General features: G+C 45.0%; 19 protein-coding genes. 10 read left to right on the top strand and 9 right to left on the bottom strand.

Translation table 11 applies throughout. The annotated features are described in order from the left end of the window. Nucleotides 1–35 precede the first annotated feature (35 nt). Together EKG38_RS15610 and EKG38_RS15605 are read left to right on the top strand one after the other, a co-directional pair. The gene (locus EKG38_RS15610) at nt 36–1,310 is read left to right on the top strand and encodes an MFS transporter (protein WP_126521162.1); all 1,275 of its coding nucleotides are present in this window, start codon (nt 36–38) and stop codon (nt 1,308–1,310) included. Nucleotides 1,311–1,556: 246 nt separating this feature from the next. Next, nucleotides 1,557–2,759, top strand: a complete 1,203-nt coding sequence (locus EKG38_RS15605) for a hypothetical protein (protein WP_126521161.1) — start codon at nt 1,557–1,559, stop codon at nt 2,757–2,759. Between the two features lie 517 nt (nt 2,760–3,276). Here EKG38_RS15605 and EKG38_RS15595 read toward each other — a convergent pair. After that, complete coding sequence (locus tag EKG38_RS15595) at nt 3,277–3,651, bottom strand: VOC family protein (protein ID WP_126521160.1); 375 nt, start codon at nt 3,649–3,651, stop codon at nt 3,277–3,279. A 395-nt stretch (nt 3,652–4,046) separates the two neighbouring features. On the opposite strand from EKG38_RS15595, the gene EKG38_RS15590 reads away from it, so the two are divergent. After that, nucleotides 4,047–4,895, top strand: coding sequence for an HDOD domain-containing protein (locus tag EKG38_RS15590; protein WP_126521159.1), 849 nt, complete (start codon nt 4,047–4,049; stop codon nt 4,893–4,895). A 237-nt stretch (nt 4,896–5,132) separates the two neighbouring features. Here EKG38_RS15590 and EKG38_RS15585 read toward each other — a convergent pair whose 3' ends face one another. Next, the gene (locus EKG38_RS15585) at nt 5,133–5,435 is read right to left on the bottom strand and encodes a hypothetical protein (RefSeq protein WP_126521158.1); all 303 of its coding nucleotides are present in this window, start codon (nt 5,433–5,435) and stop codon (nt 5,133–5,135) included. A gap of 453 nt (nt 5,436–5,888) precedes the next feature. Between EKG38_RS15585 and EKG38_RS15580 the strand changes: the two genes are divergently transcribed. The 3 genes from EKG38_RS15580 to EKG38_RS15570 all read left to right on the top strand — a co-directional run bounded on the left by EKG38_RS15580 (nt 5,889) and on the right by EKG38_RS15570 (nt 10,757). Continuing rightward, nucleotides 5,889–6,896, top strand: coding sequence for a substrate-binding domain-containing protein (locus EKG38_RS15580; protein WP_221767765.1), 1,008 nt, complete (start codon nt 5,889–5,891; stop codon nt 6,894–6,896). 758 nt (nt 6,897–7,654) lie between these two features. Next, a complete protein-coding gene (locus EKG38_RS15575) occupies nt 7,655–8,713 on the top strand; it encodes an ATP-grasp domain-containing protein (protein WP_246033184.1) in 1,059 nt (352 codons plus the stop codon). Nucleotides 8,714–8,744: 31 nt separating this feature from the next. After that, nucleotides 8,745–10,757, top strand: coding sequence for a CocE/NonD family hydrolase (locus EKG38_RS15570; RefSeq protein WP_126521155.1), 2,013 nt, complete (start codon nt 8,745–8,747; stop codon nt 10,755–10,757). Nucleotides 10,758–10,957: 200 nt separating this feature from the next. On the opposite strand, the gene EKG38_RS15565 is transcribed toward EKG38_RS15570, so the two are convergent. From EKG38_RS15565 to EKG38_RS24970, 5 genes are all read right to left on the bottom strand, one after another. Continuing rightward, on the bottom strand, nt 10,958–11,260 hold the full coding sequence (locus EKG38_RS15565; protein WP_126521154.1) for a helix-hairpin-helix domain-containing protein: 303 nt from the start codon (nt 11,258–11,260) through the stop codon (nt 10,958–10,960). 101 nt (nt 11,261–11,361) lie between these two features. Further along, nucleotides 11,362–11,706, bottom strand: coding sequence for a hypothetical protein (locus EKG38_RS15560; protein ID WP_126521153.1), 345 nt, complete (start codon nt 11,704–11,706; stop codon nt 11,362–11,364). A 73-nt stretch (nt 11,707–11,779) separates the two neighbouring features. Then, nucleotides 11,780–12,280, bottom strand: a complete 501-nt coding sequence (locus EKG38_RS15555; protein ID WP_126521152.1) for an Imm26 family immunity protein — start codon at nt 12,278–12,280, stop codon at nt 11,780–11,782. Between the two features lie 103 nt (nt 12,281–12,383). Next, complete coding sequence (locus EKG38_RS15550) at nt 12,384–12,704, bottom strand: hypothetical protein (RefSeq protein WP_126521151.1); 321 nt, start codon at nt 12,702–12,704, stop codon at nt 12,384–12,386. Between the two features lie 423 nt (nt 12,705–13,127). Further along, nucleotides 13,128–13,481, bottom strand: coding sequence for a hypothetical protein (locus EKG38_RS24970; RefSeq protein WP_126521150.1), 354 nt, complete (start codon nt 13,479–13,481; stop codon nt 13,128–13,130). A gap of 316 nt (nt 13,482–13,797) precedes the next feature. Between EKG38_RS24970 and EKG38_RS15540 the strand changes: the two genes are divergently transcribed. After that, entirely contained in the window at nt 13,798–14,757 is a 960-nt protein-coding gene (locus EKG38_RS15540) for an integron integrase (protein WP_126521149.1), read from the top strand. A gap of 777 nt (nt 14,758–15,534) precedes the next feature. Here EKG38_RS15540 and narL read toward each other — a convergent pair. Both narL and EKG38_RS15530 read right to left on the bottom strand, forming a co-directional pair. Further along, nucleotides 15,535–16,176: a two-component system response regulator NarL gene (narL, locus tag EKG38_RS15535; protein WP_126521148.1), complete on the bottom strand. Its 642-nt coding sequence runs from the start codon at nt 16,174–16,176 to the stop codon at nt 15,535–15,537. A 116-nt stretch (nt 16,177–16,292) separates the two neighbouring features. Next, nucleotides 16,293–18,044 carry a histidine kinase gene (locus EKG38_RS15530; RefSeq protein WP_126521147.1) on the bottom strand — a complete coding sequence of 584 codons (1,752 nt, stop codon included), beginning with the start codon at nt 18,042–18,044 and terminating at the stop codon, nt 16,293–16,295. Nucleotides 18,045–18,437: 393 nt separating this feature from the next. Here EKG38_RS15530 and EKG38_RS15525 point away from each other — a divergent pair, with 393 nt between their 5' ends. From EKG38_RS15525 to narH, 3 genes are all read left to right on the top strand, one after another. Beyond that, nucleotides 18,438–20,042: an MFS transporter gene (locus EKG38_RS15525; protein ID WP_126521146.1), complete on the top strand. Its 1,605-nt coding sequence runs from the start codon at nt 18,438–18,440 to the stop codon at nt 20,040–20,042. A 144-nt stretch (nt 20,043–20,186) separates the two neighbouring features. Beyond that, nucleotides 20,187–23,951 (top strand): nitrate reductase subunit alpha, encoded by a 3,765-nt coding sequence (locus EKG38_RS15520; protein WP_126521145.1) that lies wholly within the window; start codon nt 20,187–20,189, stop codon nt 23,949–23,951. Between the two features lie 12 nt (nt 23,952–23,963). Then, nucleotides 23,964–25,502, top strand: a complete 1,539-nt coding sequence (gene narH, locus EKG38_RS15515; protein ID WP_126521144.1) for a nitrate reductase subunit beta — start codon at nt 23,964–23,966, stop codon at nt 25,500–25,502.

Here is a 25,502-nt window from a genome sequence, read left to right as displayed (position 1 = left end):
TAGGTTTTTACTGGAACACTCATTTCGGGAACATTATGGATATTCAACTGCGTCGCTCTTATCAGGCTTTAACTCTTGCCACCTTGGCCTTTGCTGCATGTTTCTCTGTCTGGACCTTGTACTCTATTATCGGTATAGAGCTCAAAGAACGTTTAGACCTAAGCGCCACCGAGTTCGGTTTTTTGTTGGCTGCGCCGATTTTTACGGGCGCTATCTTTCGGGTACCCGTGGGGTTTCTTGCCGAGAAGTACTCCTGTCGTAACCTTTTCTTCTGGCAGATGTTGCTCGCCGTTCCACCTCTGTTTTACCTGCCCCAAATAGAGACCTATTCAGGTTATATCTGGATTGGCTTCGTGCTCGGACTAACAGGGGTCTCATTTACCATCGGGATCCGCTATGTCACCGACTGGTTTGAAACTAAACGTCAGGGTTTTGCGCTGGGGGTGTTTGGTGCGGGTAATGCGGGCGCCGCAATCACCTTGGTTTTGGTGCCTTTTATTGTCGATATCTTCGGTTGGCAACAGATAGGCTATGCCTACGGGGTAGGTATGATCTTTATGGCGGTCCTGTTTCGTTTGATGGCGCCTGAAGTGAATGAATATTATCAGAAACAGCGTGACAGTCATGATATGGCGTTTCATATGGCGCCACTCAAAGATCTGCAGGTGTGGCGTTTCGGACTCTATTATTACTTCGTATTTGGCAGTTTCTTAGCGTTAATTCTCTGGCTGCCCCATTATTATGTCTCCGCTTATGAGCTTTCACTGACTCAAGCTATGGCGTTGACCTTACTCTTTGTGACCAGCTCGAGCATGGTCAGAGCCGTGGGCGGTTGGTTTGCCGATACCTATGGGGCGAGGGCGGTGAATTGGACCGCCTTTTGGATCTGTATGGTGTGTCTGTTCTTTTTGAGTTATCCGCCGACGACCATGATCATCCACGGTGTATCCAAAGATGTTGAAGTCTCTTTCGAAGTGAATGTTTGGCTGTTTACCTTGTTGATTTTTATCATAGGTATCGCCCAAGGATTTGGCCGAGCCAGCGTGTATAAGACTATCTATGATTACTATCCACATCATATGGGCAGCGTGGGGGGCATTGTCGCCGCCATCGGTGCATTAGGGGGATGTACGCTTCCTATCATGTTCGGTTTTGCCGTAGATCTGATCGGCGTCTACAGCGCCTGCTTTATGCTGCTCTATGGTGTGTTGGCGACCTGTATGGTGGTGATGTATCTGGCGCTAAGGGCCGAGCGACATCAGAAGCTGGTGAGAGAGGCGATAGCCAATAACTTTCTGGAACAAGACTAGCTTAGACAGAATTAGCTTAGAAAATAAATAGCTTAGAGCAAGACAAACACATAATAAGATATGTGAGCGGAAATCAACGCATAGTCTCGGTGTTTTTCTAGATAGTCGGAGTTTGATTTAAAGCGTTAAAGCCAGTCAAGTAACATGACTGGCCTTTTTAGTTTTTTTGCTTCTGACTTTGTTACATCATAAATAATTTTGGTAGATTGAACTGCCGTTATTAAAAAATAACGAAAGGACTCATTGATGCGACACTTTTTACGCGCAGTTAAATGGATTTTAATGGCCTTACTGGCTATCCCAATCAGCCTCTACTTCATTGTGCTGCTGATCAATATGCAAGATGAAGCCCCTTCGGAGCAATCGAAGCGTAACTTTGCCCAAATAGCCGATAACGAACGCACACTGGCTCAAAATCTTGATAACAATGCCTATATTTTAGCATTGGGGTTTAATGTGCCCAAGGACGCTGCGCCAATGGCTGAAGGCGTAAAGCGTCTGCACCTACTGCAAAGCTTAGGTATTTGGGATACAGTTAATGCCAAGCAAACAGCACGCTTTGAGCTGCCAAATCTACCGCTGGAATACTGCCTTGGTCAAGATGATTTCTTGCTGGCTTGTAAATTTAACATTGAACAAAAGAATAACCTTGAACAGGAGAAAAACCTTAAAATCCTGTTAGCCGAAAATCGGTGGATAATCGAGCGGTATCAGCAGATGCTCGATATGGGGAACTGGCAAGAAAGCACCCATTATAATGTATTTATACCAGGCCTATCCTGGCAACACCTGTTTAGCGCACAGAAACTCTATCTCCTCGATGTTTATGAAAAGGCTGGCACCAAAGCACCCAACTTAATTTCACTGGCCATCGACCAAGATATGCTGTTTTGGCAGAGGATATCTGCAGATACCCATTTACTGATCAGTAAAATGGTAAGCAAGGGCGCTATGGAAATAAATATGAAACTGGGTGAGCTAATTATTACTCAGTTACCGCAACAGCAGCAACTCGCTGCAATACCACAAAGCTGGAAAAATCCCATGCCACCTCAAGTATTATCGCTAAACAATGCCAAACTGGGTGAGTGGCACTACTTCACCAAAATAGCACACGCAACCCAAGTGGTAGATGATACAACCGATATGGCAACACAGGTCGCCAAGTTTCTGCTGCTCCCACTGATGCAGCAACAAGATACCGCAAATCGCTATGCCGATATATTAGTTGGCACTGCCGATATGAAAGAGTGCCCTAACGACCTAACAGTGGATACTATCAGCCAATACATTTATAACCCGATGGGAAAATTTATACTCTGCTCTGGTATTCCTTCATTTCAAACCTATCAAGAAGGCCTCAATGAACTCGAATACAAAAGAGTCAGTCTAGTTCGAGACTTAAACAACAAACCCCGGACAAAGCAAGCACTGCACAATAACAGATAAGGATAGGGGCGCTGCTATGCGCGGCCTATCCTATTTGTATGGCATACAACCATCAATATAAACCATGGTGTAAAAAAGAATTTCAATTTCCACTTTACGAGATAAATAATAACCCCATATTGGGTTCCAGTATCGTCAAAATAAATGAGTCAGCACCTAGTGAACGGTCAATCATATTCCTCAATGAGCCAGAGCCTCCAAGAGGTATACCATCTACGCTTTTTACATATTCTGATAAGGATATAGATCTAGTGATGCGTATTTTGTCCGTTTGAATACCTTGTATACGCCCAGCATGGGTATGAACAAATGAGGTGACTTTCCATTATACATAAGCTCTGTAGGAAGGCCTCCGCTCAATAACATGCTGTTGTTAAAGGTTAACCACTAGCGAATCTAAATAACTATGACATCCATTGTTATTTCTACCTGAGCCGGAAATTTGGTTCACTGTTTCTTTGATAGCTATGAAAATATAGTAGGTAGTGTGGCTTAGGCCATAGAGGGAAACCTGCTTTTAATCCGGTTCGTACATAATGTGCAGCTTGTTGCCATCCAAGTCGCGGCAGTAAGCACCGAAGTAACGTGGACGATACCGGTAGCCTGGGGAACCTTCGTCCGCTCCGCCAAGCTCCAGGGCTGTCCGGTGGAACTCCTCTACGGCGTCGTTGCTCTTAGCCTTGAAGGTCACCTGAGTACCATTGCCAAGGGTCGCCGGCTGTTGATCAAAGGGTTTCAATATCCAAAAGCAGCTCGAGCCCCCGGGAAGCCCGTAACCGATCTCGTCGTCCACTTCCATAGTGCGCACCATGCCCACCGTGCTCAGCAGGCGATCGTAAAATGCGCCCGCACGGGGGAGGTCGTTGGTGCCAAGGCAAATTCCTAAAAGCATGTAGTTTCTTCCTAAAAAAATGGGATGAAGGCCGAGTTATTGAACCAGCCAGTAATTAACGGGGATGAGCTCCCCTCAAAGCTCACCAACAACACTAAAAAATAAATCCAGTATTGCTGAATTCAGGTATTTTGGGAGTCAGTACAGTGAGAAAGTGTTTTATGAGTTTTGATATTTTCACTTTGGGCACTAATTTAACATTGTAAACTGGCGTGAAGAAAGTGGTTAACATGTTTTTCTATATGTTCTGCCGAGCCATACGCTTAACGGCGACTGAAAATCTGTCAATAAGTTGGGGAAAACGTGTTCTATTTGCATACTATTCTTCAATGGCATTGAACAAATCAACTCGTTAACTATTATTAGTATTACCCTATCCGTATAAGGTGAATCAAATGTCAAAGTCACCTCTTGATTACGCCAAGCAAGCGCAAGAATTATGTGTGCTATCTGATGTTTATATTACATTGAATCGAATGTTATCGAGTGATGGTTGCAGTATGGAGCAGTTGGCCGAGGCCATTGCCTATGAGCCTGCTATTGCCGCATCTATTTTAAAAATCGCCAATAGTGCTATGTTCAGTATGCCAAGAGAGATAGACAGCCTTTCTAAAGCATTAGTCCTGCTTGGCATCAAGGAGGTAAAAAAACTGGTGAATGCTTATGGGGTTACCGCGGCATTTTCTAACATCAATCCTAAAGTTGTAGATATGGATAAATTCTGGGAGATAAGTGTAGATTGTGCCTTGATTTGCCAGTATTTTGCAAAAAATAAGCATACTCCCCATACTGACAACATCTTTTTGTCCGGGTTATTTCATAACTTGGGAATGTTGGCCATTGTCCACAGCGAGCCGGATAAAGTCAGATATTGTGAGGGCTATGATCGCGATGAGACACCTTGGCTTCGCCAGAGTGAGGTGTTTGGTTTCACCTTTGCAGATTGTACTACCGAGTTGTTAAAGCTGTGGAACTTACCGGACACCATCATACAGCCCATTACAGAGTTTAATCGTGCAGAGGATGAACCCTTGCCTGACAATAGCAAGTTGCTTTACATTGCTTCGCGTTTAGCCGTGATTAATGCCGAACCAGGGGTATATGCTAAGGAGGCGTTAATCAATCCGGATATTTTGGATGATCTGGGTATTAGCTCAGATGAGATAAACGAATCGCTTGAGTATTGTAATTTGCAAGGGATACAGCTTTTAGCGACTTTTCCGATACAAGGCAGAAAGAGATAAAAAACGAGAGGTGGTTATCAAAAGCCATAGCTACAAAAGCCATAGCCACCCATTATCAATCAACAACATATTGAGTCTATAGCTAGTTATCAACGCTTTACATATCGACAAAACTAACTGAACAAGTCAACGGCACATTCAAAGCTGATTATCCATAGAATGTGTCGCTTTAAGAGGGAGATAATGGATCTCTGACAAGGGTACCCAACCCCTGAGTAAAAGATAAAACATAAGGTATTATTGCTTGCACTTGTAAATAACTGCGACGACTTTTGTCTCCTCACCTTCATCAACGTGTAACCATACGATATGAGTACCACCTATCTCTTCGCCATATTTCATCGCTTGGTTTTTCGCTTCTCTTAATGCAAATTCGCCTGTTCCTTTGCCTCTGACCATTGCAAAACTATCACAATGAGTCACTTCAAAATCATAAGCTTCATTAATCCGGTAGTACAACTCGCTGGACTCCTGATTACTATCCCAAAGTGTACAACCAGTAATAAGAAAAGAGATACCCACGACTATAAACTTAAACACGAAATGAAACCTTATTAGTAAGCTACGGCGCAAAAGGTATAACAGTTATGTATTTTTATATATGTTGGTTCTGACACACCTTGTTAATAATGTTCATTCTCTTTGAAAACAAAGTAATATACAGTCAATCAATGTAAATGATTGAAAATTTATCAGGGCATAGAGTAAAGGCGGGAGATGACAACTGACTATTTGGGAGACATTTTTGTATTGTTAGAGATACTGAATGACTTCAGCATCTCTGTAGCTGTTTGGGGGTTGTAGCTATTTTGATGCGCCTGTGACCGCCTTGGTGTATTTGTAACTATTTTGGTGTGCCCGTAGCTGTTTTGGGCTAGTCTATGGTGCTTAGGCTAGCATGTTGTGGAGACTAGCGTGTTATGCAGAATAGTCTTCTCTCAGCGATTGAAAGTTGAAGGTTAACTAACTATCTCATTATTTATAGGAGAAAATTTGGTGAGATTATCGATAATACTCTTAGTATTTACCATGTTGCCACTATGTTCAGCCAGTGGGAAAGATCTTAAGTTCGCAGTTGTTCCAAAGTATTACAGTGTTTTTTTTGAACAGAGCAAACATGGTTGTAAGGATGCAGCCACTCAAATAAAAGGCGTCGAATGTATATATCGGGGGCCTGAAAAAGCGAGTGTTAGAGTACAGGATCAGATTATTTCACAACTTATCGATGAGGGGATTGATGGCATCGCTGTAGCCGTTACACAGTCCAAATTCCTCGCAGAAAATAGTATTCAAAAAGCACGAAATGCTGGAATACCTATTGTCACTTATGACTCAGATTTTGACGTTCAAACCCTGGGAAAGTATAAAAAGATACGCTCAACTTATATAGGGACAGATAATTTTCAGTTTGGTAGAGCCTTAGGGGAACAACTAAAAATACAGCGCCCCAATGGAGGAACATTAATTATTCAAACCGGACGTCCAGACTCTCCAAATTTGAATCTTAGAATTATGGGGATCCGTTCTGCTCTGTCTGGCAAACAATATAATACTCCTCCCGGGAAAATGCTCCTAAATGATAGAGGCTGGACCGAAGTAAGAGATCCTTTTATTAATTTTGATCAGCTTTCAAGGGCGGTAAAGCAGATGGAGTCAGTGGTACAGGGAAGACGATTAAAAGCGGACTCCTTTATTGCCGTTGGTGGATGGCCTCAAAATGATGAAGCCCTTTATCGAAAAATGATCGCCCCTTTTAAAGAGAAGCTTGAGCGTAAAGAGATGATAGTGGTTATGTCTGATGCATCAGATCAGCAGTTAGTCATGTTACGAGACCACCTTGCTCATGCAAATATTGGCCAAAACCCTTATGAGATGGGGAGGCAAGCCATTTTAACACTGCATAATATTGTAAAAAATCAAGATTACGATGAGTTTATTCACACCCCTATTAATCTGTGTACCCAAGAGAACTACAGTACCTGCACCCAACACAATTTATAAATTGCCTACTGGGGCGGGTTTGAAAGGGGCCTAAGATCTGCTGTTAGCTGTCCCGTTTTAGTGTCTTGTTGTAGGGTTCGACTACTCAAATGGTGGTTTTAGAATAACTTTGACACCCATAGTTATTCATTAAACATCAGGCCTTTCGGCATATCTTTACGCTAGCTCCCAACAAAGGGCTGTAGTGATGTAGGCATAACAAATCCTCCTCAACAACTCTCACTCAAGCTAAGTCAAGGGATCTGTCTCTGACAATTTTGTGTGTCTTAGTTATTTGTCGTAATGGTCTAATGAAACTGCAAGGGTTTACAGCTTCTAATAAGCAAAATCTTATAGGCTTAACTGTGCCTGAAATTAGGCTTTTTTTTCAATTATTCCAAGATGCGACAGAACCATTTTTTCAGTAATAGACATAAGAATGGGCACCAACTATGCTCATATATATTGTTCAGGGAAACGATACCGGGAGCGCATGGTGCTCGGTATTTATGTCAATGAAGGGGTAGATAACGAAAACAGAGGGCCGAGCAGTGAAAAATATTTTTGTCTTTGGTGCGGATGAGTTCAATCTTTCCCAGATGCGGTCGCTCGAGGCTGCCCGGGAGTATTGTTTTCATGAGCTTTATCAATATGGTGAGGTAAAGACAGGAAAGGAATTTCCGGTCAAAGCCTTGTATGAAGGTGCTCTTGAACGACTGGAAAGGTACTCCGGCTCCGTAAATGCCATTGTCGGCTACTGGGACTTTCCGGTTAGCACCATGCTTCCAATATTGTGTCAATCCTTAGGCCTGTCTTCCCCCAGTTTTGAAGCGGTGCTCAAATGCGAACATAAATATTGGAGCAGGCTGGAGCAGCGCCGGGTGATCCCGGAATATATCCCAGATTTTTGCGTAGTTGATCCTTTTAAGGATGATTATCACCAACAGATCACCCTCGATTACCCCTTCTGGCTCAAGCCAGTGAAAGCGGTTTCATCATTCCTTGGGTTTATGGTGCGTAATGATAACGAACTCGAAACGGCGATTGAGGAGATACGCAAGAAAATCCACTGCTTTGCAGCGCCGTTCAACTACCTGCTGCAATTTGCTGATCTTCCAGATGATATCGCCGATATTGACGGGTATCACTGCATCGCCGAGGGGATCATCTCGCGTGGCCAGCAATGCACGCTCGAAGGCTATGTCTTTGATGGACAGCTATGTGTCTATGGGGCCGTCGACTCGATCCGCGAAGGTAAGCACAGTTCCAGCTTCTCTCGCTATCAGTATCCATCATCGATCCCACAGCCTATCCAAGACAAAATGATCGCCGTCACCGAGCGCTTTCTTACCTATATCGGCTTTGATAACGGCCCGTTCAATATTGAGTATTACTGGGAGGAGGAGAGTGACCAGATTTGGTTGCTGGAGATCAATACCCGCATTTCAAAGTCGCATTGTCCATTATTCCGCAACGTCGATGGCATGTCCCACCACCAGGTAATGCTGGCTCTGGCCTTGGGGAAACAGCCTGTGTTCCCGCATCGTCAAGGTCCATATCGGTACGCGGCCAAGTTCATGTGGCGGGCACATTCAGATGCTATGGTTAACAGGGTGCCGACAGAACAAGAGGTGCAGGCCGTTACCCGCCGCATCGCCGGTACCGAGATCCAGCTGCATATTCGAGAGGGTATGCATCTGTCTGATCTTAATTATCAAGACAGTTACAGCTACGAGATCGCTGTAGTTTTTATCGGCGGCGATAGTGAGCTGGAGCTGTTGCAGAAATACCGTGATGTGCAAGAGGCGTTGCCATTGGAACTCGTACCGCTTTCCTAAATCACATGCATGATAATAACATGGGGGAAATATGACGGTTGTCGAACACTTCACACACAAAATCCGACAGATCGAACACTGCTGGATCCCGATGGCCGACGGCATTCGATTGTCTGCCCGTATCTGGATGCCCGAGGGCGCAGAAACTAAGCCTGTACCAGCGATTTTTGAATATATTCCTTATCGTAAGCGTGATGGGTCGAGATTACGCGATGAAACCATGCATCCTTATTTTGCCAGGCACGGCTATGCCTGTATCCGTGTCGATATCCGTGGAAGCGGCGACTCGGAGGGCGTGCTGACCGATGAATATCTGCAGCAGGAACTCGATGACGGTGTCGCTGTTATTGAGTGGCTGGAAAAACAGCTATGGTGCGACGGAAGCGTCGGTATGTACGGTATCTCCTGGGGGGGATTCAACGGCCTGCAGATTGCGGCGATGCAACCGCCACAGCTTAAGGCTATCATCAGCGTTTGCTCTACCGATGACCGCTACGCCGATGATGTGCACTATATGGGAGGCTGCCTGCTGGGAGATAACCTTTCCTGGGCCTCGACTATGTTTGCATATAACTCCCTGCCGCCGGATCCGCAAATTGTCGGTGATAAGTGGCGCGATATGTGGTTTGAGCGCCTTAAAGGCAGTGGCTTGTGGCTGGATACCTGGCTTAGTCACCAGCATCGTGATGAGTACTGGCAACATGGCTCCATCTGCGAAGATTTCTCCAAGGTGCAGACCCCGGTCATGGCGGTGAGCGGCTGGGCCGATGGTTACAGTAACGCGGTTTTTCGCCTGATCAGCAATCTGACTGGTCCGAGGCAGGGGCTGATTGGCCCCTGGAGTCATAAGTATCCCCATATTGGCGTGCCCGGTCCGGCTATCGGCTTTTTGCAGGAATGCCTGCGTTGGTGGGATAAATGGCTGAAGGGGATTGAGACCGGCATTATGGACGAGCCTATGCTGCGGACATGGATGCTCGACAGTATGCCTCCGTCGACTTTTTACCATCAGCGCTATGGTCACTGGGTAAGTGAGCCCTCCTGGCCGTCACCCAATATCGGGACGCTTGCCTTCAAGCTTGATAAATATCGTCTGGTAGGCGAGGACGCAGAGGTCGAAGAGGAGGAGCTGTGTTTGCAGTCACCATTGAGCAACGGCCTGTTTGCCGGCAAATGGTGTTCATATAGTACGACTCCGGATCTGCCCCATGATCAGCGTGAAGAAGAAGGTGGCGCATTAATTTTCACAACCGATCCTCTCGACACTGCACTTGAGATCATGGGGGCCCCGGTGATCGAGCTGGTTTTATCGGCCAGCAAACCAGTGGCGATGGTCGCTGTTCGGCTATCTGATGTGCACCCTGATAACAAGAGCACACGGGTAACTTACGGCCTGCTGAACCTGACCCATAGGGACAGCCATGCCAAGCCGACGCCGCTGGAACCGGGCAAGCGCTATCGTGTAAAGCTGCAGCTTAACGATGTAGCCCAGATCTTTCCCAAGGGCCACCGGATCCGGATTGCTGTTTCCTCGTCTTATTTCCCATTGGCCTGGCCTTCTGCTGAGTCGACGCAGCTCAGGATCTACACAGGTTGTAGCCGCTTGATATTGCCTACCCGAACTCCACGTGTAGAGACTATCACTTTCCCTGAAGTAGAGGCTTCAGCCAGCGGTGCCAAGGAGCAGCTCAAGGAGGGCCATCATAACTGGCGGGTGATCCGCGAGTTGGATAAGGATCTGTCTACCTTGGAGGTCATTAACGACAATGGTACTTACCGGCTTGAAGATATCGATCTGATAGTAAAGCGCGAGACGAAAGAGTGGTACTCCTATCAGTGCGATGACTTCCAGTCCCCGAAGGGCGAGACTCTCTGGCGGTGGGGATTTAGGCGAGGTGACTGGTCGGTAGAGACTGTCACCCGTACCATACTGCACTGCGATGAGTTCTATTTTTATCTGGATGCAGAACTCGATGCCTATGAGGGTGACAAGCGAGTGTATTCACAAAACTGGAACCTTCGCATTAAGCGTAATTTAGTTTGATGCCAGGGCCTGTTGATCTTTCACAGCCTCTACCCAAAGGGCAGGGGCTATGTTTCCCGCTAACTGCGTTGTCAGAATATGAATATTGATTGATATTATTGAATTCTGCTGCCTTGATATCATAAATAATTGCCTGCAGCAGGAAAGTGTAGCGACAATTTCGGGTGTCTTTGTTGTTTTTTGTCCTTTTGAGTGACTTGTTATGCGATATCCTGCTTCGCAGCTAGCACTATCTTACGCTCCGCCGTGTAATCCCACCAAGCCTTTGGTTCATCACCATTGATAAAGCATGTAACTGAAATAAAAACATCAATGACACACGGATCATGTCTGCTACCTGTTAAAATGCAGAGCCTCTCGTACATTTCATACGGGTCCAGCCCCACGAGATCCTCGGGTTTCTCTATACCAAGTAGCTCAAGGTCAGCGGCGCCTGCCTTACCTATATTTGGAAGATCTGTAAGCTTCCTAATATTTTCACGGACAACTCTACTCGGATTCATGATTCGCCTAACGCCCATTTAAGGGGCTGATAATAGTTTGCTAAAATTGTGTAGCGCAGCGAAACCGAGCAAACTGTTAGCAGTCCCGCTTTAAATTCTTGTTATGTGTTGGCTGACAACTTACTGTAAATCAGTTGTTTTTTAGTTTCAGATTTACAACTATCAAATTGTTCAAATAAACCAAACCAAAAAAGCCGTTCATTCATTGTCATGCCACCGATGTTTCCGATTGCACTTGTGCTGAAAGATGACCACAGCTTATAAAGGTGATTATGAGTTTCTTCACTCTCAATCCAAGAGTGACCAAAAAACCTTTCTATGGTCGATTTAAGTTGAACCACATTTTCATCATTAAGCTTCCAATCTTTCAATACGCCCAACAACTTAGCAACATCAGCGTCGCTATCGTATTTTTGGACTTCGTTGACAAATTCATCGTAATTCATAGAAACACATAACGCCCTGCTAATAAGTGAACCATGTGCTGGCGGGCGATTTGCGCAGCAAATGGCATGACAGCTATGGTGAATCTGGATTTAGCAGCTTGTTAAGAGGCAATTTATACCTCAAATTCTCAGGTTTTTTGGCATCTTTCCATAATATAGTATCGAGATAATCTGGTTCGAACCAGTCATCCCAAAACTCAAGAGCATAGTACGCATTAAGAAACTGGTTCATAATTCCTGAACCGTGTATTTCTGCACCGATCCACCCATTATCTCTGCAATCTTCATGTGGAAATGAAATACTGGATATAACTGGCTTCCTATTTCCTAGCACTTTCCAAATACGTTTAGTAAGAAGATCCTTAGTTGTAAATTGGCAAGCTATTAACTTCGTTTCATTTAGCTCAAAAATTTCATCCATTGAAGGATAATGCTGAAACCTAATCTTAAAAAAAGCACATGTAATTGAGTTAAGGACTTCCGCCTCACGCCCAACAACTTGGCCAATTGAAAATGTCCCATCACTTAACTCAACACTAAAGATATTTCCTATATCCCAAGTTTTCTTAGCCACTTCCCTTTGCCTCCTAACGCCCTAATAATGGGCTAAAAATTGTTTTCCAAAATGTTGAGGAACGAAAACAGCAAACTGTTTTTAGTCCGTATTTATTAGCTTGTTAAGTGGTAAATTCTTCATTAGGTGATTCTAGTAATTCAACCTCATCTAGTTCACACATACCATTACCACCATCTAAATAACGCAAGCCTAAATATACTAACTCACCTGCTTGCTCAGCTTGGATTACTACAGCAGGTGTTCTTTCATATGTTTCTTCGTCAATTTGAATCACACAGGTTGGAAGTGCAGCATCGCAAGCTACACTTCCATAAGGGATATAAAAAACTGCATTTCCATTTTCTACATCTTCTTCAGTTGCTACCCTTCCTGAAATAAAAGGAAGGTTCTCCCATTCTTCAGGTGTGAATGATTCCCACATGCAGGCTCCTTGCCATTTAACGCCCTCGTTAATGGGCAAATGATTGTTGGCTAAAATAAGCGACGAAGGAGCAAACAGTAAACTGTTATTTGTCCTTATTTAACAGCTTGTTATGTGTGCATTACTCTATGTTTTAAGCTTGCTTTTAGACACTCTATTTCTTAAGTTATGAAATAGAGAAGCAAAAATAAAACTTGTCGATAATAAAGTTAAGCACAAGAGCTTTATACCAATAGATTGCTCTTCGATAAATGCATTTAATATTGCAGAAGATAAAATAAAGCCCAATAGATAGTAATTTTGTAGACTATTCACAGTAATTCCCTGTACACATAACGCTTACAATAAATGGCACAGACGAGTTGGCTAAAATTCGCGAGGTACGAGCGCAGCCAGCGAGGATGTGTCCAATTAATTGTTTTGTTAGTTTTGCTGCTGAACACGTGTATTTGTTCTGATTAGCCAAATTATACTATATAAGCCGCCAAAGCCTGGAATCGCATGGCACAACATTGATGGCATCCTAATTAGCTCTGAAAATTTTGGCATGAAGAAAAACGACCTTTGAAATTTAATTTTAGGTGCTAGGTAAGATAATGCTGATTGAATATGGAATCGAATAAAAGTCAGTATTTGTCGAAATTGCACACCCAACAAAAGTACAAATAATTCTAACCCTATAGCGTCTAAAAACAACGCAAGCATTATAGTATCAGGCCTCACAAGGAGAAGGCAAACAACTCCAATTGTAGCGTATTTAAAAAGTCTTTCTTTCATCAACATACCCTATTAAAAACTAACATTTGTATAGTGCGCATGCGCGTTTACCTCATTAGACCAGTAAAATTGCATATCGCTAATTCATTGTATTTTATAAACTTAACAGGTTTTCGTCTGATATACCATCAGGCTAAACGCGCATGCGCGTTTTCCAAACCTATTATCAATACTTAAATACCTCTAAGAGGCTGATATTAAGTAACATTATATCAATCAAAAACTACAAATGCGCATAATCCAATCAATTACTAACTTGAAATCTGACCAAAATCAATAATACTGTATGCATATACAGCTTTTGTGGGAGGGTGTTGTGATGACCAACAGTCCATTTCTTCATCGAGTTCAAGAAGAGATGCGTATGCGTGGGTATAGCATCAGAACCGAAAAAGCCTATTTGTATTGGATAAAAGCATTTATCAATTTTCATCATAAACGTCATCCCGATACGATGGGTAATAATGAGGTGGCACAGTTTTTAACCTTTATCGCTAATCATCGCAATGTTGCAATCAATACTCAAAAAGTAGCGCTTAATGCATTAGTGTATTTGTATCAAAAACATCTAAAGCAAGAGCTGGGTGATTTAGGGTTTCGCTATGCCAGTAAACAGCGCCAATTACCTACCGTCTTATCCACATCAGAGATATCTCTGCTGCTAAATCAGCTGTCTGGACGTAATAGGTTAATCCTTGAACTACTATATGGCAGTGGATTAAGAATTTCGGAGTGCTTAAGATTACGTATTCAGGATATCGATATAGAGCGCTGCGCACTCATAGTTAGAAATGGGAAAGGTCACAAAGATAGACAGACAATCCTCAGTCATAAGTGTGCTGTTAAGTTGCCCGCATATATAAACGCAGCACATGCTATTCAGCTTAAGGACAATAAAAATGCTATCGACCCTTCTTTGCCGAATGCGCTAGAACGTAAGTATCCTAATGCGTTTAGGCAAGCTGGATGGATGTTCATTTTCCCCTCAACGACCACCTGTGACAATCCATACACTGGTACTCATTGTCGACATCATCTGCACCAGAGTGTCATTCGCAAAGCACTTGGTGCAGCAGTACGAAATACTAATATTGTCAAGCGTGTCACTTGCCATACCTTCAGGCACAGTTTCGCAACACATCTACTACAAGCGGGTCGGGACATTAGAAGTGTTCAGGAACTACTTGGACACAACAATGTAAATACAACTCAAATTTACACACATGTGCTTGGCCAGCATTACGCTGGAACAGTGAGTCCGTTAGATAGTCTGTAACATAGGTTCACTTAACAAAACAGTATGGGAAAATGTATTGCAAAGAGACAAACAGTAGAACTGACTCGAAAGGGGGTAAGAGCAAGTTAGGTAATAATGTTGAATCGAAGAGGGGATTTTCTTGTAAATTACCAAGTGCAGATGCGGCTGCGAGCCTCCAAAGCAAGGCCGAAAAGCTCCCTACATTTTACGGCATTCCCACCATCTGACCCATAGGGGTATGGAAAATGTCTTTGAAGCGTAGGGAACGCTTAATACCATGGCAGTCAGATTTACTCGCGGCAACTCGCTGAAGTATCTGCACATACGTCGTTCATTCACATCCTTGTGATCACGACATTTTTGCATCTCTGCACGGCACTCACTGGAAGCGATAAGTAGCAATGAAGGTTCGGACGCACAAGCTGGATCCTGAAACCAGTTCAGGATGACAGCTAAATATGAATGTAATTAGCCTTTATTCGAAATTAGCGACAGAGCCTAATCGAAGAGAGAAAGTAACCCAGTGTAGATGCGGTTGTGAGCTTCCAAAACAAGGATGTTTTGGCTGAGCCCACATGGAGGTGTTCACGGCGACTCACAGAAGTATCTGCACTTTAGGCGCACCGCAGGTGATAGATAACCACGAAGGGTCGACTTCCAAGCTGGATCCTACTTTTTACCAACGAGAAGAGTTCAGGATGACAACAGAAGAGACAAGAAAAGTTCAGGATGCCGGCTAAATATGAATGCAACCAGCCTTCATTCGAAGGCCGCAGACATTCGAAGGCTCCAGACTTAATGACTTATCTTATGCTCCACCGCCCATACGGCGGCTTCCACCCGGCTCTTGAGTCCCAGTTTCTTCAACAGGTTCTTCACGTGAACCTTAACCGTGGTCTCGGCGATGCCGAGCTTGTTGGCGATATCTTTATTGCTCTTACCCGCCGCGATAAGCTTGAGGTTTTGTAGCTCACGTTGAGTGAGGTTTTCAAGTGGGGAGACTTTCTTACTGTTGGGTCTTAAGGATCTTGCCAGAATTTGGGTCAGAGGGTTGCTGATCACAAATTCCCCCTGTATGGCGAGATTGATTTTCTCGATTAACTCTTCAGGCTCTGAGTCTTTCAACAGGTAACCATCGGTATTGAACTTGATGGCCTGCAGCACATCGCTTTCGCTGTCTGATACGGTGAAGATGACAATTTTACTCTGCACTTCGGCGCGTTTAAGGGCGATTAAGGTGTCTATGCCGCTTAAGCCCTTCATGTTGAGATCGAGTAAGATCAGATCCGGCGAATGCTTTATGGCAAGGCTTATCGCCTCATCCCCCGAGCCTGCCTGTGCGACAACGTCCAGGTTATCTTCTAAGGAGATAAGTTGGGCCAAACCTTGGCGTAGAGTGGGGTGGTCATCAACCAGTAATATTTGTGCTGTAGTCATGTTTCATCTTCTTTATTCTAATAATAAGGAGCTTATAAGCTGCTTAGAAGGCGATAGATCCAAGTTAAGCTTCAATGTCTCTGACAAAGCGGTTATCTGTTGGGCTAATGTATACACTAATGAATAAACTCCAGCAGCACCTTAGTGCCGTTAGGTGAGTTGGGTTCAAAGGCTAAGACCGAATTCAGCGACTTTGCGCGTTCTTTCATGATACCTAAACCAAAATGACCTTGCTGTTCAAGATTACTTGGCAGACCCCTACCATTATCCCAAATTGCCAGTTTAATCTTGTCATCTTCTTTAATCAGATTGACTCCGGCTAAGCTTGCTTCTGCATGCCGGTGTACATTCGATAAACTCTCTCGAATGATCTGCAGTACGTGTATTTCTTGATTTGCCGTCAGATAATTTTGCGGTATTTCAAATTTTAATTCAATGGCATGTTGGCACTTTTCGGCAAACTCCGCCACTGTGCCTTGCAGGGCATTTTCCAGAGAGGGATCATCGAGTTTGAGCCTGAAGGTGGTGAGTAATTCCCGTAACTGCAGGTAGGCATGATTTAAACCCTGCTTAATATCATTGATGGTTTCATTGACCTGCTCTTCGGGGAGCCCTTTTTGCATCTTTCGCGTTAACAGACTCATCTGAACCTTAAGAAACGAGAGGGACTGGGCCAGAGAGTCATGCAGTTCTCTGGCGATAACGGCACGTTCCTCGGCAATGAGTAACCTGTTTTCGGTGTTTTTCTTCTGCTCAAGCTCGATGGCGGTTGCGACTATGTCGGCCATGGCTTGAAGCAGTTGTTTCTGCCAGTCTTCAGGCGTTTCATGTTTAGGCACCTGCCAGACGATATCGCCAAAAAAACGGCCCCGTTTCTCTAACACAAACTGGTGAACATCCATATATTGGTGATCTATGGTGTTGGTTTTGGCCTTATAAAAAGTAAGATTGTTAATACTCTTTTCACAGAGCACGATCGAGACCTTTCCGTAACCAAGTACTTGTACCAGTTCCTGAATTATCTTCTGATCGATCTGATGATATTCATAGTTAGATAAGTTACTTGCTGCGCGATACAAGACCTCGAGTGATTGGTTACTCTGGGTGAGTTCCTGAGTCTTTTTATCTACCCGGTCTTCAAATTCCTGATAGGTATTTTCAAGTTGTTTTGACATATGAGCGATGGTGCGAGATAGCAGACCCAATTCATTGTCGGCGATATGGTCTATCTTGATATTAAAGTTACCTTTACCCGCTTCTGAGGCGACTCTGACCAGCTGTTTAAGCGGTATTATCAGCGAGCGGTTGAGTTTGAATAATACCAAGGCGCTGACGATAAGAATTGAAAAGAGGGTGATCCCCTGAATTAAGCGTAATAAGCTTAATTTTTTCTCCGATTCCATCTGTAACAAGTTGACCAACTTGTCTATTTTGACGGTAAAGCGATCGAAATCCTCGACTGACGTGGTTTGGGGAGATTGCTTGATGTCATCCCACGATGACAATATTTTTTGATGCTGAGCGATCACTTCCGGGTCATCTATGGTACTGGCTATCCCTCCAAAGAACAGATGCGACAATTTATTTTCAAATACCTGGATCTCTTGAGAAAGGATGGGCCGGCTATCATCTTGAACTATCAAATTAGCGCGTGAAACCCGTATTGCCTGCATCCTCATCGAGCCGGCTCGATTTATCCGTTCGGCATCACCGCTGAGACTCTCAGTCACTAAGATAGAAGAGATCATGCTAACCAGGCCTAAGGTAATAATAATAGCCATAAATTGGCCGGCGGAGGCAACGAGTGATGAGCTGCTCGTTGGCTCGTCGATATAGAGTGATTCGCCAAGGTTTTGTTTTATTTTCATTTCACCAACTTCATCATTAACCCAGTGTTACACCAATGGTTATTTGTTTGTTTTATGTTACTACTACTTAATAGTTTAGCGTACTCACATTTCCACACAAAAAGTAAGTAATCTATTGTAAATCAATTAAATTCAGCATGTTACCTTGATATTTCAACTAGTTCTTTAGTAGTAGTTTTGTGTGAGCCAGTGCAAACTTGCGTGTTCAAACATGATCTGGATCAACTTGCGTTTTTGCCGTAGTGATACCTTCATCGTCGCAATAACAATATTTGAATGTCAACTAACAAATTAACGCATTCAATAAAGAAGAATAAATTTAAGAATGTTTTCGCCTCTAATTCAGTCGGGATACGAAATAGAGAATAACCTTATGATCAGTTGGAGAAAGTAATGTCTGATATCAAAAAATGGGACGTAGAAGATCCCAAGTTTTGGGACAGTGAAGGGAAGAAAGTTGCCAACCGCAACCTTTGGATCTCTATCCCAAGTTTGTTATGTGGTTTCGCAGTATGGTTGTACTGGGGCATCATCACCATCCAAATGTTGAACCTGGGCTTTCCATTTGCAAAGTCTGAGCTATTCACATTGATGGCGGTTGCGGGCTTAACCGGGGCGACATTACGTATCCCCAGTAGCTTCTTTATCCGTCTATGTGGTGGGCGAAATACCATCGTCTTTACTACGGCATTGTTGATGATTCCGGCAATCGGAGCGGGTATCGCACTGCAAGATAAGAATACGCCGCTTTGGGTATTCCAGGTGCTGGCACTGCTTTCTGGTTTTGGTGGCGGTAACTTCGCCTCATCGATGTCAAATATTAGTTTCTTCTTCCCTAAGAAGCAGCAAGGTTTAGCCTTAGGTCTTAACGCGGGTCTGGGTAACTTTGGTGTGACGACCATGCAGATCTTAGTGCCGTTATTTATGACTTTCGGTATCTTCGGCGGTGAGCCGATGGAGCTGGTTAATACTTCGGGTACCTTGATTGGTAAAATTCCTGCGGGTAGTGACGCCTGGATCCATAACGCGGGTTACATCTGGTTACTCTTCTTAATTCCGTTAGCGGTAGTTGGCTGGATGGGAATGAATAACATTAAGGCCTCTCATGTTACGCCAGAACTACCAAGCCCTGCAGGGTCTTTTGGTATTATCTCTGGCATGCTTGCCATTGGATTTTTGACTTCAATCTTCGGTCTGTGGTTGATGCTTCCAGAAAAAGTGGGTGGTTCAGGTTTCGGGATCAGTAAGTGGATCGTACTTCCTATCGTTATCGCACTGACCGTGTTCCTGCTTAAGCTTATCCCGGGTCAAATCAAGGGTAACCTATCTCGTCAGTATAAGATTTTTAATAACAAACACACTTGGGTGATGAGTATCATCTACACCATGACCTTTGGCTCATTCATCGGTTTTGCTGCAGGTTTTGGTCTCTCCATTAAAGTCATATTCGGTTACCAGCATGTGTTGGTCGACGGTGTCATGAATCATGATATCGCTAACCCCGACGGCCCTAGTGCACTGATGTACGCCTGGATGGGGCCTTTCATCGGCGCGTTAATTCGTCCTGTCGGTGGTTGGATTGCAGACAAGATAGGTGGCGCTAAGGTGACACAGATCTGTGCCGTTGTGATGGTCGCCAGTGCCTTGGGGGTTGCTTACTTTATGCAAGCTGCCTATGCATCGCAAACACCACAAGAGTTCTTCGTACCTTTCTTAGTGCTGTTCCTTATCTTGTTCGCCGCTACCGGTATTGGTAATGGTTCGACGTTCCGTACCATCTCTATGGTATTTGATAAAGAGCAGGCGGGTCCGGTATTGGGTTGGACATCAGCCGTTGCAGCCTACGGTGCATTCATTATTCCTAAGGTACTCGGTGAGCAGATAAAACTGACTACACCTGAAAATGCACTCTATGGTTTCGCGGTGTTTTATGCGGTTTGTATCGTCATCAACTGGTGGTTCTACCTACGTCCAGGTGCTGAGCATCATAACCCTTAATTATAAGATTGTTATGTTAAGAGAGTCAGCTTGGAACGACTCTCTTAGTTATGTGCATCTATAAATAATAAAAATTGGTGACTGACGTTTAGTTTTATATCTGAAACTAAGTCGCCGTCAGTCATAGGTCAATGGAGTAATAAGATGAGTAATTTTCTTGATCGCTTACAGTTCTTAAAAAAGAAAACGGGCGAGTTTAGCGATGGCCATGGTGATACCACCAATGAAAGTCGTGAATGGGAAAACAGTTATCGCCAACGCTGGCAGCACGATAAAATCGTTCGCTCTACCCACGGTGTAAACTGTACCGGTTCCTGTTCTTGGAAAATCTATGTAAAAAATGGCTTAGTAACCTGGGAAACTCAGCAAACTGACTACCCACGAACTCGTCCGGACCTGCCAAACCACGAGCCTCGCGGTTGTCCTCGTGGCGCAAGTTATTCTTGGTACCTCTATAGTGCCAACCGTCTTAAGTATCCAAAAGTACGTAAGCCACTGCTTAAGTTGTGGCGTCAGGCCCGTGCGACACAAAACCCTGTCGATGCCTGGGGCTCAATCGTTGAAGATAAGGCCAAGTCGGATTCCTATAAATCTAAGCGTGGCTTAGGTGGCTTCGTTCGTTCAAGCTGGGATGAAGTCAACGAAATTATTGCGGCGGCCAACGTCTATACCACCAAAACCTATGGACCGGATCGTGTCATAGGTTTCTCGCCGATCCCGGCTATGTCGATGGTTTCTTATGCGGCCGGTGCTCGTTACCTGTCTCTTATCGGTGGTGTTTGTCTGAGTTTCTACGACTGGTACTGTGATCTGCCGCCTTCATCTCCAATGACTTGGGGTGAGCAAACCGACGTTCCTGAATCTGCCGATTGGTATAATTCTAACTACATTATTGCCTGGGGCTCAAACGTACCTCAGACTCGTACTCCCGATGCGCACTTCTTTACCGAGGTTCGTTATAAGGGCGCCAAAACGGTTTCAATTACACCGGATTATGCCGAAGTTTCGAAACTGACCGATGAGTGGCTCAACCCTAAACAGGGCTCAGATGCGGCTTTGGGCATGGCATTCGGTCACGTTATCTTAAGAGAGTTCCACCTCGATAACCCGAGTGAGTATTTCACTAATTACGTTCGTCAATACACCGACTTCCCTATGTTAGTCGTGCTGGACAAGCATGATGATGAGTCGCTTAAATCGACCCGCTTCCTGCGTGCATCAGATCTGGCCGATAATTTGGGTCAGGGAAATAACCCTGAATGGAAGACGATCGGTATCGATGAAAATTCCAATGAATTTGTCTCTCCAACCGGCTCTATCGGTTATCGCTGGGGTGAGAAGGGCAAGTGGAACATCGAAGAGCGTGAAGGTAAAGACGGCAATGAAACTAAGCTGCAGCTGTCATTAATTGGCGGCGATGTTTCTGCGGTTGCATTCCCCCATTTTGCGGCAGATGACACCAACAAGCATTGGGTCTCTTGTGAGCATGATGATATTCAGGTCAGAAACGTACCGAGCAGAAAAGTCATCGCGGCCAATGGCGAAGAGCTTATTGTCGCGACCGTATATGACTTGATGATGGCGAACTATGGTCTTGACCGTGGTTTAGGTGGTGGCGGCGTTGCTACCAGCTACGATCAAGATATTCCGGGTACACCTGCGTGGCAGGAGAAGATCACTGGGGTTTCTCGTGACAAGGTGATCAAGGTTGCACGTGAGTTTGCAGATACTGCAAACAAGACACACGGTAAGGCCATGATTATCGTTGGCGCTGCAATGAACCACTGGTACCACATGGACATGAACTATCGTGGCCTAATCAACATGGTAATGATGTGTGGTTGTGTGGGTCAGTCGGGTGGTGGTTGGTCCCACTATGTGGGTCAGGAAAAGCTGCGTCCTCAGACAGGTTGGCAGCCATTAGCATTTGGTTTGGATTGGTCTCGTCCTCCACGCCAGATGAACGGTACCTCTTTCTTCTACAACCACTCTTCGCAGTGGCGTCATGAGAAAGTGAGTATTCATGAAGTCTTGTCACCATTGGCTGATAAGTCTGAGTTCTCTGAGCATATGCTTGATTACAACATCAAAGCGGAGCGTATGGGCTGGTTGCCATCGGCACCACAGCTGAATATGAACCCACTGCGTCTGGCTAAACAAGCTAAAGAAGCGGGCATGGAGCCAAAAGAGTTTGCCGTTAAGCAGCTTAAATCCGGCGACTTGAAATTTGCCTGTGAAGCTCCGGATTCACCTGAGAACTTCCCACGCAACATGTTTATCTGGCGTTCTAACCTTCTGGGTTCATCGGGCAAGGGTCATGAGTATATGCTCAAGTACCTGCTTGGCGCTAAGAACGGCGTGATGAATGACGATCTGGGTAAGCGAGGTGGATTCAAGCCTGAAGAGGTTGAGTGGGTCGATGAGGGCGCTACCGGCAAACTCGATCTTGTGACTACTCTGGATTTCCGTATGTCATCCACCTGTATGTTCTCAGACATTATCTTACCGACCGCATGTTGGTATGAAAAAGATGATTTGAACACATCAGATATGCACCCATTCATCCACCCGTTATCGACGGCTGTGGACCCTGCATGGGAAGCGAAATCAGACTTCGAGATCTATAAAGGGATCGCTAAAGCCTTCTCTGAGGTGTGTGTGGGTCACTTAGGTGAAGAGACTGACTTTGTCACTGTGCCTATGCTCCATGATACTCCCGGTGAGCTTGCTCAACCATTCGATGTTAAAGATTGGAAGAAGGGCGAGTGTGACCTTATACCGGGTCTGACCGCACCAAATATGGTTGTGGTTGAACGCGACTATCCAAATACCTATAAGAAGTTCACCTCTTTTGGCCCGGCTTTAGACAAGCTAGGTAACGGCGGTAAGGGTATTAACTGGAATACCGATGATGAGATTTTACTGCTTGGCGATCTTAACCATCGCAATACCGATGAAGGGATAAGTGAAGGTCGTCCAATCATCGAATCTGCTATCGATGCTGCCGAAGTCATCTTAACGCTGGCGCCTGAGACCAACGGTGCGGTAGCGGTTAAAGCTTGGGAAGCATTGAGCGAGTTTACCGGAATCGACCATACTCATCTGGCTAAGCCTAAGCAGGAGGAGAAGATCCGTTTCCGTGATGTACAGGCACAGCCACGTAAGATTATCTCTTCGCCAACCTGGTCGGGTCTGGAAGATGAGCATGTGAGCTATACGGCGGGTTATACCAACGTTCATGAGCAGATCCCATGGAGAACCATCACGGGTCGTCAACAGTTCTATCAAGATCATAAGTGGATGCAGGCCTTCGGTGAGCAGTTTGTCTCTTACCGTCCACCTATCAATACCAAGACTATCGATATGGTGAAGGGCACTAAGTCGAACGGCAATAAAGAGGTGGTACTGAACTGGATCACGCCACATCAGAAGTGGGGTATTCACAGTACTTACTCAGATAACCTCTTGATGCTGACCCTTTCACGTGGTGGTCCGATTATCTGGATGAGTGAGATAGATGCCAAAGATGCAGGTATCGAAGATAACGATTGGATTGAAGTATTCAATGCCAATGGTGCCATCGCCTGTCGCGCCGTGGTTTCACAGCGAGTCAATCAGGGCATGGTGATGATGTATCACGCTCAAGAGCGAATCATTAACGTTCCAGGCAGTGAGATGACGGGGACCCGTGGTGGTCACCATAACTCGGTGACGCGTATCGTGATGAAGCCAACTCATATGATTGGCGGCTATGCACAGCAATCTTGGGGCTTCAACTACTACGGCACGGTGGGTTGTAACCGTGACGAATTTGTTGTGGTAAGAAAGATGGATAACGTCGATTGGTTAGAAGGTTCAAATACCGATGATCTGCCGCGTCCGTTACCTACCAACCCTGATGAAGCATAAGAGGATCTGACCATGAAAATACGTTCTCAAATCGGTATGGTGCTGAACCTCGATAAGTGTATCGGGTGCCATACGTGTTCAATTACATGTAAAAATGTATGGACGTCTCGTGAAGGCGTCGAGTACGCCTGGTTCAACAACGTTGAAACTAAGCCCGGCATAGGTTATCCCAAAGAGTGGGAAAACCAGGATAAATGGAATGGCGGCTGGGAGAGAAAATCTAACGGTGATATTCAGCCTCGTATCGGCGGTAAGTACCGGGTATTAGCGAGTATTTTTGCTAATCCGGATATGCCTGAAATTGACGACTACTACGAGCCGTTCGATTTCGATTATCAGCATCTTCATACGGCACCTATTGTCGAGCATCAGCCGACAGCACGTCCACGCTCGGTCATCTCCGGTAAGCGAATGGAGAAGATTGAATGGGGTCCAAACTGGGAAGAGATCTTAGGTACTGAGTTCGCAAAACGTAGCAAAGATAAAAACTTCGATAACATGCAAAAAGAGATGTATGGCGAGTTTGAAAATACATTCATGATGTATTTGCCACGTCTTTGTGAGCACTGTTTGAACCCTGCTTGTGTGGCTTCTTGTCCTTCAGGCGCTATCTATAAGCGTGAAGAAGACGGTATCGTTCTTATTGACCAAGAGAAGTGTCGTGGTTGGAGAATGTGTATCTCTGGATGCCCATACAAGAAGATCTACTATAACTGGAAATCGGGTAAGTCAGAGAAGTGTATCTTCTGTTACCCACGTATCGAAGCGGGCCAGCCAACGGTCTGTTCTGAAACCTGTGTGGGTCGTATTCGTTACCTTGGTGTGCTTCTTTATGATGCAGACAAGATCAAAGAGGTGGCTTCAACGGCCAACGAAACGGACTTGTACGAGAAGCAGCTTGAAGTGTTCCTGGACCCATCGGACCCAGCTGTTATCGCTCAGGCACGTAAAGATGGCATCGCCGATTCAGTTATCGAGTCTGCCCAGAAGTCGCCGGTGTATAAGATGGCGATGGATTGGAAGCTGGCGCTACCACTTCACCCTGAGTATCGTACCTTGCCGATGGTTTGGTATATCCCGGCCTTGAGTCCAATTCAGAGTGCGGTAGAAGGCGGCACCTTAGGTAAAGCGGGTGTGATACCTGATGTTCGCTCACTGCGTATTCCGGTTAAGTATCTGGCTAATCTGCTAACTGCAGGGGATGAAGAGCCGGTGATCCGCGCTCTTGAACGTCTACTGGCTATGCGTGCTTACAAACGCGCCGAGAACGTCGAAGGTGTTGAAGACTTAGAGGTTCTGCAGCAAGCAGGTCTGACTAAGAAGCAAGCCGATGAGATGTATCGTTACCTTGCAATCGCTAACTACGAAGACCGTTACGTTATTCCAAGCGGACATCGTGAGATGAACGTCCCCGAGGCTTATGGTGAGAAGAGCGGTTGTGGCTTCACATTTGGTAATGGCTGCAGCGATGGCCAGAACGGTGTAAACATGTTTGGCGGAAAGAAAATTTCTCGTCGTAATGTGATTAAAACCGTACAAGTAGGAGATTAA

Origin of the sequence: Shewanella canadensis (assembly GCF_003966225.1) — a bacterium.
Lineage (GTDB): Bacteria > Pseudomonadota > Gammaproteobacteria > Enterobacterales > Shewanellaceae > Shewanella > Shewanella canadensis.
This window is presented reverse-complemented; position numbering and strand designations above follow the sequence as displayed.

Coding starts and splice junctions, on each gene's coding strand:
- EKG38_RS15525 (WP_126521146.1), top strand. CDS start 18,438: ATGTCTGATATCAAAAAATGGGACGTAGAAGATCCCAAGTTTTGGGAC.
- EKG38_RS15530 (WP_126521147.1), bottom strand. CDS start 18,044: ATGAAAATAAAACAAAACCTTGGCGAATCACTCTATATCGACGAGCCA.
- narL (WP_126521148.1), bottom strand. CDS start 16,176: ATGACTACAGCACAAATATTACTGGTTGATGACCACCCCACTCTACGC.
- EKG38_RS15550 (WP_126521151.1), bottom strand. CDS start 12,704: ATGTGGGAATCATTCACACCTGAAGAATGGGAGAACCTTCCTTTTATT.
- EKG38_RS15565 (WP_126521154.1), bottom strand. CDS start 11,260: ATGAATCCGAGTAGAGTTGTCCGTGAAAATATTAGGAAGCTTACAGAT.
- EKG38_RS15605 (WP_126521161.1), top strand. CDS start 1,557: ATGCGACACTTTTTACGCGCAGTTAAATGGATTTTAATGGCCTTACTG.
- EKG38_RS15595 (WP_126521160.1), bottom strand. CDS start 3,651: ATGCTTTTAGGAATTTGCCTTGGCACCAACGACCTCCCCCGTGCGGGC.
- EKG38_RS15520 (WP_126521145.1), top strand. CDS start 20,187: ATGAGTAATTTTCTTGATCGCTTACAGTTCTTAAAAAAGAAAACGGGC.
- EKG38_RS15560 (WP_126521153.1), bottom strand. CDS start 11,706: ATGAATTACGATGAATTTGTCAACGAAGTCCAAAAATACGATAGCGAC.
- EKG38_RS24970 (WP_126521150.1), bottom strand. CDS start 13,481: ATGAAAGAAAGACTTTTTAAATACGCTACAATTGGAGTTGTTTGCCTT.
- EKG38_RS15610 (WP_126521162.1), top strand. CDS start 36: ATGGATATTCAACTGCGTCGCTCTTATCAGGCTTTAACTCTTGCCACC.
- narH (WP_126521144.1), top strand. CDS start 23,964: ATGAAAATACGTTCTCAAATCGGTATGGTGCTGAACCTCGATAAGTGT.
- EKG38_RS15575 (WP_246033184.1), top strand. CDS start 7,655: ATGCTTCCAATATTGTGTCAATCCTTAGGCCTGTCTTCCCCCAGTTTT.
- EKG38_RS15570 (WP_126521155.1), top strand. CDS start 8,745: ATGACGGTTGTCGAACACTTCACACACAAAATCCGACAGATCGAACAC.
- EKG38_RS15590 (WP_126521159.1), top strand. CDS start 4,047: ATGTCAAAGTCACCTCTTGATTACGCCAAGCAAGCGCAAGAATTATGT.